This window comes from Variovorax sp. 10N412, from assembly GCF_056394985.1.
On record NZ_JBFTIO010000020.1, the window covers coordinates 66,371 to 83,252 of the forward strand.

Annotated in this window: 13 protein-coding genes; 11 read left to right on the forward strand and 2 right to left on the reverse strand. The window is 68.0% G+C overall.

Going from position 1 to position 16,882, the window contains the following annotated elements:
* Nucleotides 1-23 precede the first annotated feature (23 nt).
* Entirely contained in the window at nucleotides 24-1,058 is a 1,035-nt protein-coding gene (locus tag AC1DJH_RS29485; RefSeq protein ID WP_478188115.1) for a serine/threonine protein kinase, read from the forward strand.
* Here the strand turns inward: AC1DJH_RS29485 and AC1DJH_RS29490 are convergent.
* Nucleotides 1,049-1,951 carry a LysR family transcriptional regulator gene (locus tag AC1DJH_RS29490; RefSeq protein WP_478188116.1) on the reverse strand — a complete coding sequence of 301 codons (903 nt, stop codon included), beginning with the start codon at nucleotides 1,949-1,951 and terminating at the stop codon, nucleotides 1,049-1,051. The two genes, AC1DJH_RS29485 and AC1DJH_RS29490, sit on opposite strands and share 10 nt — an antisense overlap.
* A gap of 92 nt (nucleotides 1,952-2,043) precedes the next feature.
* Between AC1DJH_RS29490 and AC1DJH_RS29495 the strand changes: the two genes are divergently transcribed.
* The 3 genes from AC1DJH_RS29495 to AC1DJH_RS29505 are packed head-to-tail and all read left to right on the forward strand — an operon-like array spanning nucleotide 2,044 to nucleotide 5,969.
* Nucleotides 2,044-3,774: an acyl-CoA dehydrogenase family protein gene (locus AC1DJH_RS29495; protein WP_478188117.1), complete on the forward strand. Its 1,731-nt coding sequence runs from the start codon at nucleotides 2,044-2,046 to the stop codon at nucleotides 3,772-3,774.
* A 34-nt stretch (nucleotides 3,775-3,808) separates the two neighbouring features.
* Nucleotides 3,809-4,789 carry a Bug family tripartite tricarboxylate transporter substrate binding protein gene (locus AC1DJH_RS29500; RefSeq protein WP_472121565.1) on the forward strand — a complete coding sequence of 327 codons (981 nt, stop codon included), beginning with the start codon at nucleotides 3,809-3,811 and terminating at the stop codon, nucleotides 4,787-4,789.
* Between the two features lie 28 nt (nucleotides 4,790-4,817).
* Nucleotides 4,818-5,969 (forward strand): CaiB/BaiF CoA transferase family protein, encoded by a 1,152-nt coding sequence (locus AC1DJH_RS29505; protein ID WP_478188118.1) that lies wholly within the window; start codon nucleotides 4,818-4,820, stop codon nucleotides 5,967-5,969.
* Here AC1DJH_RS29505 and AC1DJH_RS29510 read toward each other — a convergent pair.
* On the reverse strand, nucleotides 5,955-7,295 hold the full coding sequence (locus AC1DJH_RS29510; protein WP_478188119.1) for a UDP-glucose dehydrogenase family protein: 1,341 nt from the start codon (nucleotides 7,293-7,295) through the stop codon (nucleotides 5,955-5,957). The genes AC1DJH_RS29505 and AC1DJH_RS29510 overlap by 15 nt on opposite strands.
* 96 nt (nucleotides 7,296-7,391) lie before the next feature.
* Between AC1DJH_RS29510 and AC1DJH_RS29515 the strand changes: the two genes are divergently transcribed.
* The 7 genes from AC1DJH_RS29515 (at nucleotide 7,392) to AC1DJH_RS29545 (ending at nucleotide 16,835) form a co-directional block, all read left to right on the forward strand.
* Nucleotides 7,392-8,417, forward strand: a complete 1,026-nt coding sequence (locus tag AC1DJH_RS29515) for a glycosyltransferase family 2 protein (RefSeq protein ID WP_478188120.1) — start codon at nucleotides 7,392-7,394, stop codon at nucleotides 8,415-8,417.
* Nucleotides 8,418-8,457: 40 nt separating this feature from the next.
* Entirely contained in the window at nucleotides 8,458-9,504 is a 1,047-nt protein-coding gene (locus AC1DJH_RS29520) for a hypothetical protein (RefSeq protein ID WP_478188121.1), read from the forward strand.
* Nucleotides 9,494-10,255, forward strand: coding sequence for a hypothetical protein (locus AC1DJH_RS29525; protein ID WP_478188122.1), 762 nt, complete (start codon nucleotides 9,494-9,496; stop codon nucleotides 10,253-10,255). Before AC1DJH_RS29520 ends, AC1DJH_RS29525 begins: the two co-directional genes overlap by 11 nt.
* 3 nt (nucleotides 10,256-10,258) lie before the next feature.
* The gene (locus tag AC1DJH_RS29530; protein ID WP_478188123.1) at nucleotides 10,259-11,380 is read left to right on the forward strand and encodes a glycosyltransferase family protein; all 1,122 of its coding nucleotides are present in this window, start codon (nucleotides 10,259-10,261) and stop codon (nucleotides 11,378-11,380) included.
* Between the two features lie 353 nt (nucleotides 11,381-11,733).
* Nucleotides 11,734-14,814: a T6SS effector BTH_I2691 family protein gene (locus tag AC1DJH_RS29535; protein WP_478188124.1), complete on the forward strand. Its 3,081-nt coding sequence runs from the start codon at nucleotides 11,734-11,736 to the stop codon at nucleotides 14,812-14,814.
* Nucleotides 14,811-15,797 (forward strand): DUF6708 domain-containing protein, encoded by a 987-nt coding sequence (locus AC1DJH_RS29540; RefSeq protein WP_478188125.1) that lies wholly within the window; start codon nucleotides 14,811-14,813, stop codon nucleotides 15,795-15,797. The genes AC1DJH_RS29535 and AC1DJH_RS29540 overlap by 4 nt, the downstream gene beginning before the upstream one ends.
* An 18-nt stretch (nucleotides 15,798-15,815) precedes the next feature.
* A complete protein-coding gene (locus AC1DJH_RS29545; protein ID WP_478188126.1) occupies nucleotides 15,816-16,835 on the forward strand; it encodes a DUF6708 domain-containing protein in 1,020 nt (339 codons plus the stop codon).
* Nucleotides 16,836-16,882: the final 47 nt, after the last annotated feature.

Below are 16,882 nucleotides of genomic sequence, written 5' to 3' on the forward strand. Positions count from 1 at the left end.
CGCCGTGTGGCGACAATCGCCGCATGACCCTTTCCTCTGCAGCGCCCGCGAACACCCATCCTTACGAGAGCCTCACGCCCGACGTGGTGCTCGACGCGCTCGCGACGCTCGGCCTGTACGGCGACGGCCGGCTCACGGGCCTGAACTCCTATGAAAACCGGGTCTACCAGGTGTTTCTGGAAGACCGCAGCGCGGTGGTGGTCAAGTTCTACCGCCCCGGCCGCTGGAGCGAGGCAGAGATTCTCGAAGAGCACGGCTTCTCGCTCGAACTGGCTGCCGGCGAAGTGCCGGCCGTGCCGCCCTTGGCCTTTGACGGCAAGACCCTGCACCACCACGCCGGCTTCGCCTTCAGCGTGAGCCCGTACCGCGGCGGCCGCTCGCCGGAGCTCGACGACTTCGAGGTGCTCGAATGGGTGGGCCGCTTCCTGGCGCGCATCCACACCGTGGGCAGCGCGAAACCTTTCCAAGCCCGCCCCGCGCTCGACCTGCAGACCTTCGGCCTCGATTCGCGCGACTGGCTGCTGGAGAACGACAAGATCCCGCTGGACATGCAGCGCGACTGGGAAAAGACCTGCAACGAGGCGCTGGACATGGTGCGCGCCACGGCCCTTGCGCTGCAGCCGCCGGCCTCCGACTTCAAGCCGCGCAAGCTGCGCCTGCACGGCGACGTGCACCCCGGCAACATCCTGTGGACGCCCACCGACCGTCCCGGCGGCGGCCCGCACTTCGTCGACCTGGACGACGCGCGCACCGGCTTCGCCGTGCAGGACCTGTGGATGCTGCTGTCGGGCGACCGCGCGCAGCGCACCTCGCAGCTGTCGGGCCTGCTCGACGGCTACGAGCAGTTCCGCGAGTTCGACCGGCGCGAGCTGGCGCTGATCGAGCCGCTGCGCACGTTGCGGCTCATTCACTACAGCGCCTGGCTGGCGCGGCGCTGGGAAGACCCGATCTTTCCGATCAACTTCCCTTGGTTCGGCTCCAGCGACTACTGGAAGGGCCAGATCCTGGTGCTGGAAGACCAGTGCGAGCAGATGGCGGAAGAGCCGCTCTACGCCTGAAGCTTCGCGGCGGCCTCGATGCTGCCCGCCACGCCTTGCAGCAGCCGCTCGACCAGCACGTTCGCCGGCCCCGAGCGCCAGATGCCATAGGCCTCCGACTGCGCCACCTCCCGGTCGAGCGGGCGGAACACCGCGCCGCGCAGCGCCGAATGCCGCATCGCCTGCGGCACCAGCGCCACGCCCAGCCCCTGCGACACCAGCGACACCACCGCCAGCCAGTGGCGCACCTCGTGGCGCACCTCGGGCAAAAAGCCCGCGTCCGCGCAGATCGACAGGATGCGCTCGTGGTAGTCGGGTGAGGCCTCGCGCGAGAACAGCACGAAGGGCTGGTCGCGCAGGTCGGCCGGGGCCAGCACCCGCTTGCGCGCCAGCGCATGGCCCGCCGGCAGGCAGGCCACGAAGGGCTCGGACAGCAGCAGCCGGTGCTGCAGCTCCAGCGGCACGCGGCGCGTGTGGGCAAAGCCCAGGTCGAGCCGGTCGTTCAGCAGCTCCGCGATCTGCACGCCGGAGTTGAGTTCGCTCAGGGTGATGCGCACGGCCGGGTGCTTCGCCTGGAACGTGCGCAGCGCCTGCGGCAGGCCTCGGTACAGCATGGCGCCGACGAAGCCGATGCGCAGCCGCCCCGCCGAGCCCAGCGCCACGTCGCGCGCCTCGATGGCGGCTTCTTCGGCCTGCAGCAGCACGCGCCGCGCCGAGATGCGCAGCGCGTCGCCCGCGGGCGTGAGCCGCACCTCCTTGCTGTTGCGCTCGAACAGCCGCGCGCCCACCGACTCCTCGAGTTGCCGGATCGCCACCGACAGCGGCGGCTGCGAGATCGACAGGCGCCGCGCCGCCCGCCCGAAGTGAAGCTCTTCGGCGAGCACGGAGAAATAGCGCAGGTGCCGCAATTCCATGGATAGTCAGATCGAATAGAACAAGACCAAATCGATATTAGACACAGATCGTCGGGGCTTCAACAATGCGGTGAACCCAGGAGACAAAACGCATGTCCGAGAACGCCGCCGCCATCACCGGTGCCGCGCCAGCAGCCGCGCACGCCCATCCGATTCCCGACCGCCACGGCCAGAACCTGTTCAGCACCGACACCGAGCTGCACGCCCTGCTCGCGCTGTACCTGCCCGACGACCTGCGCCGGCACATGCAGCCGCACTTCGAGCGCCTGGGCGGCCTGGCGGGCGGCCTGCTCGACGAGCTGGCCGGCACTGCCGACCGCAACCCGCCCACGCTGAAGCAGCGCACGCGCACCGGGCTGGACGAGCAGAAGGTCGTCAAGCACCCGGCCTACGTGGAAATGGAGCGCCTCGCGCTCAGCGAGTTCGGCCTGGCGGCCATTTCGCACCGCGACGACACGCTGGGCTGGCAGGGCAAGATGCCGCCGCTCGTGAAATACGTGCTGACCTACCTGTTCGTGCAGGCCGAGTTCGGCCTGTGCTGCCCGGTGTCGATGACCGACTCGCTCACGCGCACGCTGAAGAAGTTCGGCACGCCCGAGCTGGTCGCCCGGTACCTGCCGCGCCTGACCTCGCTCGACTTCGACGAACTGGCCCAGGGCGCGATGTTCATGACCGAGCAGGCCGCCGGCTCCGACATTGCCGCCACCGCCACGCTCGCGCACCAGGAAGCCGATGGCAGCTGGCGCCTGACCGGTGACAAGTGGTTCTGCTCCAACCCCGACGCCGACTTTGCGATGGTGCTCGCGCGCGCCGACGATGGCCTGGCGGGCATGAAGGGCGTGTCGCTGTTCCTGCTGCCGCGCCGGCTGGACGACGGCAGCCTGAACCACTACCGCATCATTCGCTTGAAAGACAAGCTGGGCACGCGCTCGATGGCCAGCGGCGAGATTCGCCTCGAAGGCGCGGTCGCGTACCTCGTGGGCGAGGCCGGCCGCGGCTTCGTGCAGATGGCCGACATGGTCAACAACTCGCGCCTGTCGAACGGTGTGCGCGCCGCGGGCCTGATGCGCCGCGCGGTGGCCGAGGCGGAGTTCATCGCTTCGGAGCGCCGCGCCTTCGGCCGCACGCTGGAACAGATGCCGCTGATGCAGCGCCAGCTCGACAAGCTGCGCCTGCCGGCCGAACAGGCGCGCACGATGGTGTGCCAGACGGCGCTGGCGCTGGCCCGCTCCGATGCCGCCGAGCCCGATGCCTACGCGCTGCTGCGCATCCTCACGCCGCTCATCAAGTTCCGCGCCTGCCGCGATGCGCGCAAGGTGACGGGCGACGCGATGGAAGTGCGCGGCGGCTGCGGCTACATCGAGGAGTGGAGCGACGCGCGACTGGTGCGCGATGCGCACCTGGGCTCGATCTGGGAAGGCACCAGCAACATCGTGGCGCTGGACGTGATTCGCGCGGTGAAACGCGAAGGCTCGCTGCCGGTGCTGCGTGCACACTGCGAGAAGCTGCTCGACGACGCGGCGCTCGCGCCCGGCTTCACCCGGGCCTTGCGCGATGCGTTCGCACGCGCCGCGGCCCTGACCGAGACCGCCGCACGCGAAGGCGGCGACGTGCTCGCACGCCAGGCCGCCTCCGCGCTCTACCACTGCACCAGCGCCATCGCGATGGCCTGGGAGGCCGCACACAGCGGCTCCGCGCCGCGCCTGCGCTGGTCGCAGCTGGTGCTGCTGCACCGCGTGCTGCCGCGCGACCCGCTCTCGCCCGACGCCATGCCTGCCGACTGGAACGGCGCCCAGGTTCGACCCGCAAGCGCGCTCGCCTGAGCCGCCTGTCCATCCACAAAAACGGAGACATCCCTTGAAACGCTCGACCTTCCTCCTGGCCGCCTGCGCCGCCACCTTGCTCACCGCATTGCCAGCCGCACAAGCGGCCGATGCCTTCCCTTCCAAGCCGCTGACGCTGGTCATCCCCTTCCCGCCCGGCGGCCCCACCGACGCGATGGCGCGCACGCTGGCCGCCGAGATGAAAGACCGCCTGGGCCAACCCATGATCGTTGAGAACCGCGCGGGCGCGGGCGGCAACATCGGCGCCGAGTACGTGGCCCGTGCCGAGGCCGACGGCCACACGCTGATGTTCGGCACCTCGGGCCCGCTGGCCATCAACAAGAGCCTGTACCGCAAGATCAACTACGACCCGGTGAAAAGCTTCGCGCCCGTCATCCAGGTCGGCTACCTGCCCAACATCCTGGTGGTGAACCCGGCCCTGCCGGTGAAGAACGTGCCCGAACTCGTGGCCTATGCCAAGGCCAACCCGGGCAAGCTCAGCTATGCCTCGTCGGGCAACGGCGCGTCGTCGCACCTGGCGGGCGTGCTGTTCAACTCCGTGGCCGGCACCGACCTGCAGCACATTCCGTACAAGGGCACCGGCCCGGCGCTCAACGACCTGCTGGGCAACCAGGTGAGCATGACCTTCACCGACATCCTCACCGCGCTGCCGTACGTCAAGGCCGGCAAGCTGCGCGCGCTGGGCGTGGCCACCGTCGCGCGCTCGCAGGCGCTGCCCGACGTGCCGACCATTTCCGAGCAGGGCTACAAGGGCTACGACGTGAGCGTGTTCTTCGGCATCGTCGCGCCGGCCGGCACGCCTGCGGACCGCATCGCCAAGCTCAACCACGCGTTTGCGGAGGTGTTGAACTCGCCGAAGGTCAAGCAGATGTTCGCGTCCCAAGGTCTAGAGGCGTCGGCCGATACGTCGCCGCAAAAGCTCGGGCAGTTCATTGCCGCGGAGTCTGTGAAGTGGAAGGACGTGGTGCAGAAGTCTGGCGCGCAGCTCGACTGATTTGCGGCCGCTTACACGGAACACCGAAATGACCCAAGCCCAAGGCGCCCTCGCAGGCATCCGCGTCCTCGACATCTCCCGCATCCTCGGCGGCCCGTACTGCGGCCAGATCCTCGGCGACCACGGTGCCGACGTGCTCAAGGTCGAGCCGCCTCAAGGGGACGACACACGCACCTGGGGCCCGCCCTTCAAGGAGGGCGTGGCCTCGTACTACCACGGCCTGAACCGCAACAAGCGCGTGCAGCACCTCGACTTCTCGACCGAACAAGGCCGCGACGCACTGCTCGCGCTGGTGGCCGAGGCCGACGTGCTGATCGAGAACTTCAAGACCGGCACCATGGAACGCTGGGGCATCGGCTACGAGACGCTGTCGAAGCGCTTTCCGCGCCTCGTGTGGTGCCGCGTGTCGGGCTTCGGCGCCGACGGCCCGCTGGGTGCGCTGCCCGGCTACGACGCCGCCGTGCAGGCCATGACCGGCATCATGAGCATCAACGGCGAGGCCGACGGCGGACCGCTGCGCGTGGGCCTGCCGGTGGTCGACATGGTGACCGGGCTCAACGCGGTGATCGGCGTGCTGCTCGCGCTGCAGGAACGCAACCGCAGCGGCCGCGGGCAGTTCGTGGAGGCGGCGCTGTACGACAGCGGCCTGTCGCTGCTGCACCCGCATGCGGCCAACTGGTTCATGGACGGCACCGAGCCGCGCCGCACCGGCAACGCGCACCCCAACATCTACCCCTACGACGCGCTCGCCACCGGCACCGACCCCGTGTTCGTGGCCGTGGGCAACGACCGCCAGTTCGCCAGCCTGTGCCGCTGCATCGGCCTGCCCGAACTGTCGGACGATCCGCTCTACCGCACGGCCGGCTCCCGCTCCGTGCACCGCGACGGCCTCAAGCAACAGCTCGAGGCCGCGATGGCCGCGTTCGATGGCCGCGCGCTGGTCGACCAGCTCATGGCCGCCGGCGTGCCCGCCGCGCCGGTGCTGCCGGTGGACGCCGCGCTGCAGCATCCGCACACGCTGCACCGCGAGATGGTGGTCGAGATGCCGGGCGGCTACCGCGGCATCGGCGCGCCGGTGAAACTGAGCCGCACACCGGCAAGCTACCGGCATGCGCCGCTCACGCCGGGCGATGCGTTCCTGCCCCCGGACACCGCAGCGGAAGAATCAACGAAACATTGACGACCGGCCGCGCCCGATGCCGTAGTACGCGATGCCTGCGGACTCGGCCTGCGCCGCGTCGTAGAGGTTGCGGCCGTCGAAGAGGGCCGGCGTGCGCAGCGCCTGCGCAATGCGCGCGAAATCGGGCTGGCGGAACTCCGGCCACTCGGTGACCAGCGCCAGCGCATCGGCGCCCTGCAGCGCCTCGTGCGCCGTGGCGCACCAGCGCACGTCGCCGCGCTCGCCGACGATGCCGCGCGCGGCGGACATCGCCGCCGGGTCGTAGACCTGCACGCGCGCGCCGGCCGCCCACAGGCGCTCCAGCAGCACCAGGCTCGGCGCGTCGCGCATGTCGTCGGTGTCGGGCTTGAAGGCCAGCCCCCACACCGCGATCGTCTTGCCCGCGATGCGGCCTTCGAAGTGGTGCGCCATCAGCTCGAAGAGGCGTTCCTTCTGCGCGTGGTTCGTCGCCTCCACCGCCGAGAGGATGCGCAGCGTGTGTCCGTCGCGCTCGGCGATGCGCTTCAACGCCCGCACGTCCTTCGCGAGGCACGAGCCCCCGTAGCCCGCGCCCGCCTGCAGAAAGTCGGGCCCGATGCGCCGGTCCGCACCGATGCCGCGCCGCACGCTGTCGATGTCGGCACCCGCCTGCTCGGCCACGCGCGCCATCTCGTTCATGAAGCTGATGCGCGTGGCCAGCATCGCGTTGGCCGCGTACTTGGTGAGCTCGGCGGAGCGGCGGTCCATCACCAGCAACTGCTTCGGGTCGCGTATGAAAGGTGCGTAGAGCCGGGTCAGCAGGTCGACGGCCCACGGGTCCTGCGAGCCGATCACGATGCGGTCGGGCTGGCGGCAGTCGCGCACCGCCGAGCCTTCGCGCAGGAATTCTGGGTTCACCGCCACCGCGATGCGGTGGTGAGCGCCGCGTTGGGCGAGCTCGCCCGCCAGCACGGCCTCGACCTGGTCGGCCGTGCCCACGGGCAAGGTCGACTTGCACACGACCAGCGCCTCGCGGTCGCGCAGCCGCCCGATGCCGGCGGCCACGGCCATCACATGGCGCAGGTCGACGCGCCCCTGCGCATCGGCCGGCGTGGGGACCACGATGAAGATCACCTCGCCGTGCAGGCCGGCCGCGTGCGCGTCGGCGGTGAAGCGCAGCGTGCCAGCGGCCAGGCCGGCCGCCACCAGCGCATCCAGGTCCGGTTCGTGCAACGGCATCAGGCCGCGCTGCAGGCCCTCGACGCGCGCCAGGTCCGCGTCCGCGCACAGCACCTCGTGGCCCGCCTCGGCCAGGCTGGCGGCGAAGCTCAGGCCCACGTAGCCGGCGCCGAAGAGGCTGACTTTCATGGGCGCGCCCTTGATGTGGCGCAGTGGCCGCTGGCGCGGTTGTGCGATAAAAGCAGGATGGAAACCTTCAAAACCATGTCCGGACAGGAAAATTCGATGATGCCCCATCAAGTTGCCGCGCATTGCGCACTGGTCCTGGAAACCAACAACCTGCGCGGCGGAGCCGATGCCGAAGCCAAGGCAAGCACCAGCCTGCAGCGCCTGGTCGCCCTGCTGGCGAAGCAGAAGCTGCCGCTCACCGCGCTGGCGCAGGTGGTCGTCACGCACGACGGGCTGAGCCCCGCCACCTGCGAGGCCGTGAGCGCGCTCGCGGGCCGCCCGGTCGACTTCGTGCGCATCGACACCACCATCGGCTACTACGACGCCAAGAACGTCGGCTTCGAGGCCACCGATGCGCAGCGCTGCACCCACGTGGTGTTCGCCGACGCCGACTGCCTGCCCGACGACGACTGGCTGCTGCAGATGCTGCTGCCGTTCACGCAGGCCGATGCGCCCGCCGTGGTCGCCGGACGCACCAGCTACGCGGCCAACGTGGTGGGCACCGCGCTGACGACCATCGACTTCATGTACTTTCCCAATGCGGACCACGCCGGCGCCACGAGCAACTTCTATGCGAACAACGTGGCCTTCCGCCGCGAGGTGTTCGCGCAGCACAGCTACCAGGCGCTGGACGGCGTGTACCGCGCGCACTGCCAGGTGCTGGGCATGCGGCTGAAGGCGGCCGGCGTGCCCATTCACTACGCGGCCCGGGCCCACACCGAGCACCGCCTGCCCGACACGCGCGCCGAGGCGCTCAAGCTGCGCTGGATGCGTGGGCAGGACACCTATTCGCTCACGCCGCACCTGCTGCGCAGCTATGTGTCGCCGCGCTGGCAATGGCTGGCCCGGAGCGGGCCTATCGGGCCGCTGGCCGTGCTGTTCACGCGGCTGGGATTCAGCATGAAGGCGCTGAACCATCAAGACCTTCCACCGCTGCGCGGTGTGCGCTGGCTGGCGGGCGTGGCGCTCATCGTGGGCTTCTCGGCGGTCGACATGCTGGGCGCGTTCGCGCGCGGCATCGGCTGGCACACCACCGGGCGCACCCACGCGGACGCACAGGCGCTGTCCTATCACCGCCCCTGAGCGCTGCCTTTCTCCCGCAGAAGAACAACAAGACAAGACCATGCCGATCCGCTCTTCCTTCATCGCCCGGCGCGTCAACCGGCGCATTGCGCTGGGCCTCGCGCTCGCGGGCGCCTGCTCGCTGGCCGGCGCCGCCGACTTCACCGGCCGCGGCATCTTCCACTTCAGGTCCGACGCGGGCTGCCCCTTCGCCGCGCTGGCAGGCGCCGGCAACGACTGCAACCGCCTCGCGCTGGACGACCCCGACACCCGCGCCGCGCTCGACGGCGCGGCGCACACCATTCGCTTCACCAACACGCGCAGCTACGCCGAGAAGACCATCGTCGGCGACGTGCTGCTGCAGGGCTCCGGCCAGGCGCGCAGCGGCCAGCGCGTGCCGCTGACCTTCCATGCGCTGCTCAGCCGCTCGGGCACCGACTGGTCGGTGAGCAGCCATGCGCACTCGCCCATCGGCGACGAGTTCAGCGACATCCGCATCGACCCGTACCAGGTGGCGGTGAACGACGCCGGCGCCGAGCGGGTGGTGCTCACCGCCGACCAGGTCGTCGCCGCGCTCGCCAGGCCCTCGCTCACCGCGCGGCTGGCCAACGTGCTGGTGCAGGTGGACGACAACCGCACCGGCGGCGCGAAGGACGCCGACATCACCATCGGCCTGGGCCTGGGCAAGGCCTCGAAGTCGGTGGCGCGTGCGCGCTTCCGTGCGCCGGCCGCCAGCGGCCGCGCGCTGGCCGATGCGATGCAGCAAGGCAACTGGACGCTGGAGCTGCAGGCGCTGAGCGGCCAGATTCCGCGCCAGGTGGTGCAGCGCGACCTGTTCCTGTACGGGCTCGAGTCGCAGTCGCTGCTGCAGCCGCTGTTGCAGCGCGGCTTCCACAAGAACGAGAAGCTGGTGCTCGGCGCCGCCAACGGCAAGGGCTACGTGCGCTACGACGGGCAGCAGCGCGAGTTCGCGGGCGCCGACGCGGCCGCGCGCGCCTTCCTGCAGGACAGCTTCATCGGGCTGGTGCTGGGCTGGCAGCAACAGCAGCAGCCGCCCGTGCAGGCCGCGAGAGCGAAGGCCGAGAGAGCGAAGGCCGATGGACGCTGACCCTTCCATCGCCGCGCCGGGCTTCGACTGCCTCGTCCCGCCCGCGCTGCGCGGCTGGCCGGCGCTGCAGGCACGGCTGGTGCACCACGTGAAGCGTGCCGCGTTGCGCCAGCTGCACGCGAGCAACGCGGGCGAGATGCTGCTGCTGCGCTTCTACCTGGTGGGTGAAGAATCGTCCGAGCAGGCGCTGCAGCGCGAGCTGCGCATCGCCCCGCCCGACTGGCTGGTGCGCCAGCTCGACCAGCACCTGGCCGACGAGCAACTGCACGCGCGCCTGTTCGCGCAGGCCATCGTCGAGCGCGGCGGCCACGCACAGGCCGCCGCATCGCCCGAAGAGGCGCCGCGGCCCGACTGGCTGAGCCGGCGCAAGCTGGCGCGGTGGCAGGCGCTCATTCGCCGCCATGCGCCGCACTTCGCGCACGGCGGGCTGGTGCCGGCCTATGCCATCGGCCTGTCGGCCGAGCAGATGGCCTCGCGCATCCTGCAGCGGCATTGCGCGCTGATCGGCGGGCAGCATGCGCTGCACCCGCTGCTGACACGCGTGCTGGCCGACGAAGACCGCCACATCCGCCTGTGCAGCCACACGCTGCAGCGCTGCGTGGCGCCGCACGAGCAGGCGCGGCTCGCGCAGCTGATGCGCGAGGTGCGCGACACCGAGCGCGGCTTCGGCATCACCGGCGCGCTGGGCATGTGGCTCGCCGGCGCGGCCCTGCGCCTGCGCCCCGGCGCGGCGCGGCCGATGCACGCCTGAGCGATGCCCCCGCGCATCGTCTACCTCGCGACCGCGGACGCGCGCGGCCACCTGATGCGCGCGCAGTTGCTCACGCACGCGCTGCGCGCGGCCGGCGCGCAGGTGCAGGTACTCACCACCTCCGACGAGGGCGCGCGCTTTCTTGCCGGCTTCGGCATCGACGCGCCGGTGCTCTCGCGCCACTACGCGGTGCAGTTCGACACGCAGCAGAACATGCTGCGCCGCGAGACCGACCGCAACGTGGCGCACTACATGTTCCGCCCCGGGCGCATGCTGCGCGACGTGTGGCGGCTGCGCGCGCATTTCCGCGAGGCCGACCTGGTGGTGAACGACTCGTTCCACCCCGCATTGCTGCTGATGGGCTGGCTGCCGTTCTGGCGGCGCAAGGTGGTGCATGTGTATGGCGCCAGCCTGCGGCGCGCGCTGGAGACGAACTTCCAGGGGCGCATGCCGGGTCCGGTTGCCAAGGTGTTCGGCGGCATCGTGGCCTGGCAGATCGACCGCAGCCGCGCGCGCATCGAGCATGACTTCGCCTACGGCGAGCCGCAGCACGACGGCCGCGGCCGCCACCGGCTGGCCACGCCGGTGGCGGTGGTCGATGCGGTGGACCGCAGCGATGCGGCGCAGCACGTGGCGGCCGTCTACCTCAATCCGCATTTCGAAGACCCGGCGCTGGCCGACGGCCTGGAACAGGGCCTGGACGGCGCGGGCGTGTCGGCGCACCTGGTCGGCGAGGGCTATGCCCGGCGAGCGCACTGGCATGCGCGCGACGAGCACTGGATCGAGGCGGCCGCGCACAGCGCCTTCATCGTTTCCGCGCCGGGCATGGCGGCGCTGTCGATCGCGTCGGTCTACCGCAAGCCCATCCTGCTGCTGCTGACGGACCAGCCCGAGCAGGCGATGAACGCGGGGCGCGCGGCGCAGCTGGGTCTGACGCACCGCGTGGTGGTGTGGCGTGGCGATGCACGGAAGTTCGCGCGTGCCGTAGCTGCGGCGGCGGGCGAATTGCTGGCCTTGCCACAGAGCCCTTCGAATTCCAACGAAGGCAGGCAGGGGGCCATTGAACGGCTCCGGCATTGGACTGTGCTACTGATCCATCTTGCCGCGCAGTCGCGCACTCCGTGACACTGCGTTAACAGTCCGCGCCCGCCGCCAGCACGCAGTGGCTGAGGTCGGCCGCACGATAACGGGTGCTTTCGCAATCAACGCGCGAGCGTTCGTGAAATGGGTCACAGCGCGTCGACCAGGACTCGCCGACGCGCTCCTAAACTCGGCGCCGCTCCTTCCTGTGCCCCTGCGTGCCCGGCCTGATTTGCATCGCAGCCCTTGGGGTTTCAGGGGGGGTGCCAGGGAGGGTGGTCAAGCGCGGCAACGTCGATTGCCTACAAGCGCAGCTGCCCGTGTTCGCGCATTCACACACCGGTAGCCATGACAAGAATCAACCGACCCACGCGGCTTTGGAACAGCCTGCACCGCGTATGAACGATTGCAAGATCTGCGACCACAAAAGGGGCCTTTCGATCCTGCTGGTGCGGCCGAGCGCCATCGCGAGCGATGCGGAATTCGCACCCGCCGAAGCCGAGAGGCTGGAGACCCACGAACCCAGTGTCAAAGCGCTGGGTCTGCCGGCCTTGCAGAAATCGCGCTATGCCTTGCGCATGCTGCGGCGGGGCGGCTTCGTCCATGTCTTCTATACCAAGCAGGCCCCGCACATCCTGAACAGGTGGCAGGTCTACCGGGTGCAGGGCAACGGCGCGCTCATTCCGGAAAGCCAGGTCGCCTGGGCCGCGAGGCCGGATTTCGCCTGCCGCATGAGGGAGTCGCATCCGAACGACGTGCGCACCGTCTGCATCCAGTTTCCCAGGCACGGTCAGGCCGACACCGGCCCCGTGTGGATCGGTTTCAGCATGAACTGGTGGGACGATGCCATGCGAAAGAAGGTCGAGGGCCACCCTGCGGCGGCCGGCATGGTGCGCATCGACCCGATGGCCGACCTGGACGGTGTGCCCCACGCCTTCAAGGCCGACACCGAGCTCATCCACAAGCATGTGGCGGACTTCGCCCTGCGCTCGATGAGCCACGGCGGAATCAAGAAGGGCATCAACTTCACCGAAGGCGGTGTGGCCTCCGCCACGCCGTTCTACGGCGGCACGGACGACGAGACCTACCGAGGCGCAGCCAGGCTGGTCGCCGTCATGCAGAAGCAGGCGGCACAGCACGAACAGACCCGGGGCAAGGAGTTCGTGCTCGTCGTTCCCGACCCCGTGGGCCTGGCCGCGGACCTCAACGGCATCCGCATCGCCCGGGACAAGGCCAACCAGCAGAAATGGGCCAGCACCCCGGATTGGGTGCGCTCAGAGGCTTGCCATACCCTCCTTGAGGGTATGCGCAAGTCGATCACGCTCGCCGGTGTGATCCAGTCGCAGGAATGGGGCACCGCAGCGTCAGAGAAGCAGTGGCGCAGCATCAAGGACCGTGGTGTCCCCTATGAATGGACCCCGGACCCCCGTGGGGTCCATGCCGCAGACGGCAGCCGCGCGGGCCATATGAAGCCCATTGGCCCCGACGCCCGAACCATCGGTGAGCGACTGGACCGGCGCGGCGTGACGCTCGGTGCGCTGCATTGGAAAAAGATCACCGATCAACTGGACATGGGGCGCTACAAAGCCTGGCCCGCCAAACGCGCCGACATCGAAAAACAGCTTGCCGAGGCGCTGGCGCCTTACGAAGCGGACTGGCTGAAGGTGCTCGACAGCAATGCGCTGCGCGACTACTTCAAGCTTCATTTCAACGAAGACGCCAGCTCGGAAATGACAGCGCGCACGTCGCCTGGTTTCATTTATGCCGACGAGAGCCACATCGCCCACTTTCCGCAGCCTTACACCCACCAGCACACCGAACGCTGGACAGGGTTGATTCTCGACCCGGACATCGCAGAACCGCGCGCAATCGCATTGCGCGGGTTCTTCGGCAACCAGCGCAGCGTCATCCAGAAAGTGCGAGCCATCCTGATCGGCAACGCGGATCGCAGTGCAACGCCGGCCAAGGATGGGCAGGGCGAGATCGGCGATATCCGGGACAAGACCTACGACGTGCTCAAGGGTTTGATCACCCATGACATGGGCAAGCGTCTGAACTGGCTGCATCCGCGCCTGATGGCCCTGTCCGCCGGCGGCATGGCCGCCAGCGCAGCGGGTGTGTTCCAGTTGATGGCCATGGCTGCGGGCAGATCCCCCGCCCCCAAGTCGGGCAGCCTCAGGAAGTATGAGGCGATGCTGCCTGCGCTGAGCGCGGCACAACGACAACTGGAGCTTGTCTGTGAAAGCACGCGCCCGGGCGGGGACAAGTCGGCGCTGTCGACGGTGGTGTTGCTCAAGACCCGCGTCAGCAGCGACACGGCCATGCGCATCCTCAGCGGCTACGTCCCGAAAAAAAGTCCGACCATCATCGTCGCGCATGGCGACACGGTGGAACTGCAGGTGCTCACGGACGTGAAGACCGCGCTGGACGTTCGCGAAGGTCGGCTGAAGGCGGAGCACATTCCCGGCCAGCGGGTCGGTGTCGCGCCGACCGGTGGACCGGCGGCCCGAAGTCTGGAGGACCTGCAGCTACAGATGGCAAGGCTCCAGGTCAATCACGCGCTCACACCCGACGATGTGGCGGAGGTGATGCGGCGACAGTCCATGGTGAAAGAACTGAACCTCACCAGCATCGATGGGCGTTTGGCGGTGGGGGCCATGATCGTTCAGTTCCTGGGGCTGTACCAGGCGGTGCCGCAGATGCTGGCCGAACTCGGCAAGAGCCAGCGCGATCAGGGAAAGCTCGTGGAATCGACGTTGAGCGTGGTCGATGGCATGAGCGGATTCATTGGGGCAACGCTGGAGCGCATGGCGGCCGCGCACAAGGCGGCACTGGTCGTGAAAGACGGCGGTGAGCATCTGGTCGAGGCAAGCGGCAGGTTGGCGGCGTACCGCGTGGGGGCGGCTCTGTTCGGGATGCTGAGCGGGGCGATCATGGCGTATTCGATGAAACAGAAGGCAGACGGGGCTCGCAACGAGGAAGACGGGAAGTCATTTTTGGGGTACGCCCTGTCCTCAGCGATGGGTGGTGGCTTGGTTCTGACAGGCGGCATTGCTGCAGCAGATGCAACTACAAAGGGTGCGGTCACTCGTGCAATTGGTAAGCACGTGCTTTTGCGTCTGGCCGGCGTGGTGGCCACAGAGGCCGCTGTCGCCGGCGCGGCGGCGACGGTCGCCAGCATCGTGTCGGGGGTGGGGCTCGTTTTGTTGGCGGCTGGTGTTGCTGCCTACGTCTACGCCGTTGCGACAGAGCGCGACTCCTACATGCGTTGGGCAGGGCGCTGCTACTTCGGGAAGGACATGGTCAAGCGCTTTGAGAGCGCCAGCGCCGAGGAGAATTGGCTCTTGGCCATCGACTACGAAGCTGACACGCAAGAGGATGTCCGGCGCAAAGCGCAGCAGTACCCCGACCCTGGCCGAAGTTCACCGCCACCGAGCAACCCGATGGTTGATGGGCTGGGTGGAGGGCTGATGCTTTGATCGGCTTCAACACACGTGGAATCAGTACGGACGACGCCCGGCAAGCAAGCCTGATCTCCGGGCTGATTCATCGCTATGGAAAATCGATGCCCGGAGGCGGGCAGGCAGGTCATCAAGGGCGCTTGAGCGAGGTGTACCGCAATGCAGTCGAGTTGAACGGCGGCTCGTTGGTGAGCGCGGGTGGATGGGTGACTGCATACGGCTTGATCGCAGGCCTTCTCGGAACATATGTCGGAAACTGTCTCCTCGGGTTATCTCTGCCGCACGACACCGTAATGGACTACATCGGGGACTTTGTTTCTCAGTTGGCGGGGTGGTCGATCTTCTTCATCGGCATCTACTTCGAGATGTTCAGCCCAAGCGAGACGCCGATCTATCTCGATCGCCTTCAGCGCAAGGTCTACTACGTGCATCAGGGCAAGCGAAAGCGTTTTCTCTTTTTCGGCCCCACGAGCGTTGAGGCGCGCGCTGCCGATTGGTCCCTCGTCGACTGCGAACTGCACGCGCTGATGGGCGGTGGCGCCAACAGCGTGCGACGCACGTACCACCTTCTGTTTCTCGTCCGAGCCAGCAAAGCAGACCCCACCATCGTCGATTCCTTCGTGCTGCCCAATGTCGAGTTTCCGGGCGCCATGTGGGAGTACATCCGGGGCTACATGGAACTGGGCATGCCGCCGTTGAAGGCGGGAGAGGTTCCGCCCACCAAGGGCGCCAAAGGCATCAAGGGATTCGACATGGTCGAGGCGCTGCGTCAGCGGCGCATCGACTACTGGCGCGACTGGAAGGAGTTTCCCTGGACGCAGTTCTGGCAACACCTCGTGCTGCCGCTCTTCATCGTGTACTTCGTCGTCAACCGCTTCGTGGTCTGGACCGCGCAAACAGTGATCTGGCCGAACGACATCCTGAGCGCACTGGGTGCGCCGGTCACGGCAGCTGACCTCGACGCCAATGCCGCGCACTCGCTGCGTGCGGCAGCGCCTTGATCACTTGAGGGCGATGCTTTGATCGGTTTCAACACACGTGGAATCAGTACCGACGATGCCCGGCAAGCAAGCCTGATCTCCGGGCTGATTCATCGCTACAGCAAATCGATGCTTGGAGGTGGGCAGGCAGGTCATCAAGGGCGCTTGAGCGAGGTGTACCGCAATGCCGTCGAACTGAACGGCGGCTCTTTGGTCAGCTCGGGTGGATGGGTGACCGCTTACGGGTTGATAGGTGGACTGATAGGCACGTACTGGATATGGCCCCTTACACAGGCTTTTGAAGTGAGGACGATTTCGGATTACTTCTGGAATTACCTGCCCATTTCGCCGATGTGGCCCATCTTCTTCATCGGCATCTACTTCGAGATGTTCAGCCCAAGCGAAACGCCGATCTATCTCGACCGCTTGCAGCGCAAGGTCTACTACGTGCATCAAGGCAAGCGAAAGCGTTTTCTCTTGTTCGGCCCCACGAGCGTGGAGGCGCGCGCTGCCGATTGGTCCCTCGTCGACTGCGAACTGCACGCGCTGATGGGCGGCGGCGCCAACAGCGTTCGACGCACCTATCACCTCCTGTTTCTCGTCCGAGCCAGCAAAGCCGACCCCACCATCGTCGATTCGTTCGTGCTGCCGAATGTCGAGTTTCCAGGCGCCATGTGGGAGTACATCCGGGGCTACATGGAACTGGGCATGCCGCCGTTGAAGGCGGGAGAGGTTCCGCCCACCAAGGGCGCCAGAGGCATCAAAGGCTTCGACATGGTCGAGGCGCTGCGTCAGCGGCGCATCGATTACTGGCGCGACTGGAAGGAGTTTCCCTGGACGCAGTTCTGGCAACACCTCGTGCTGCCGCTCTTCATCGTGTACTTCATCGTCAACCGCTTCGTGGTCTGGACCGCGCAAACAGTGATCTGGCCGAACGACATCCTGGACGCATTGGGTGCGCCGGTCACCGCAGCTGATCTCGACGCCGATGTACTGCACGCACTGCGCGCGGCAGCGCCTTCGTCAGGAAGAGCTTCAACGTCGCCAGAAGCGGTATAGCCTCCGCCAACCGTTGTACGACTGCGCGCACGGCGTATGCGGTCAGT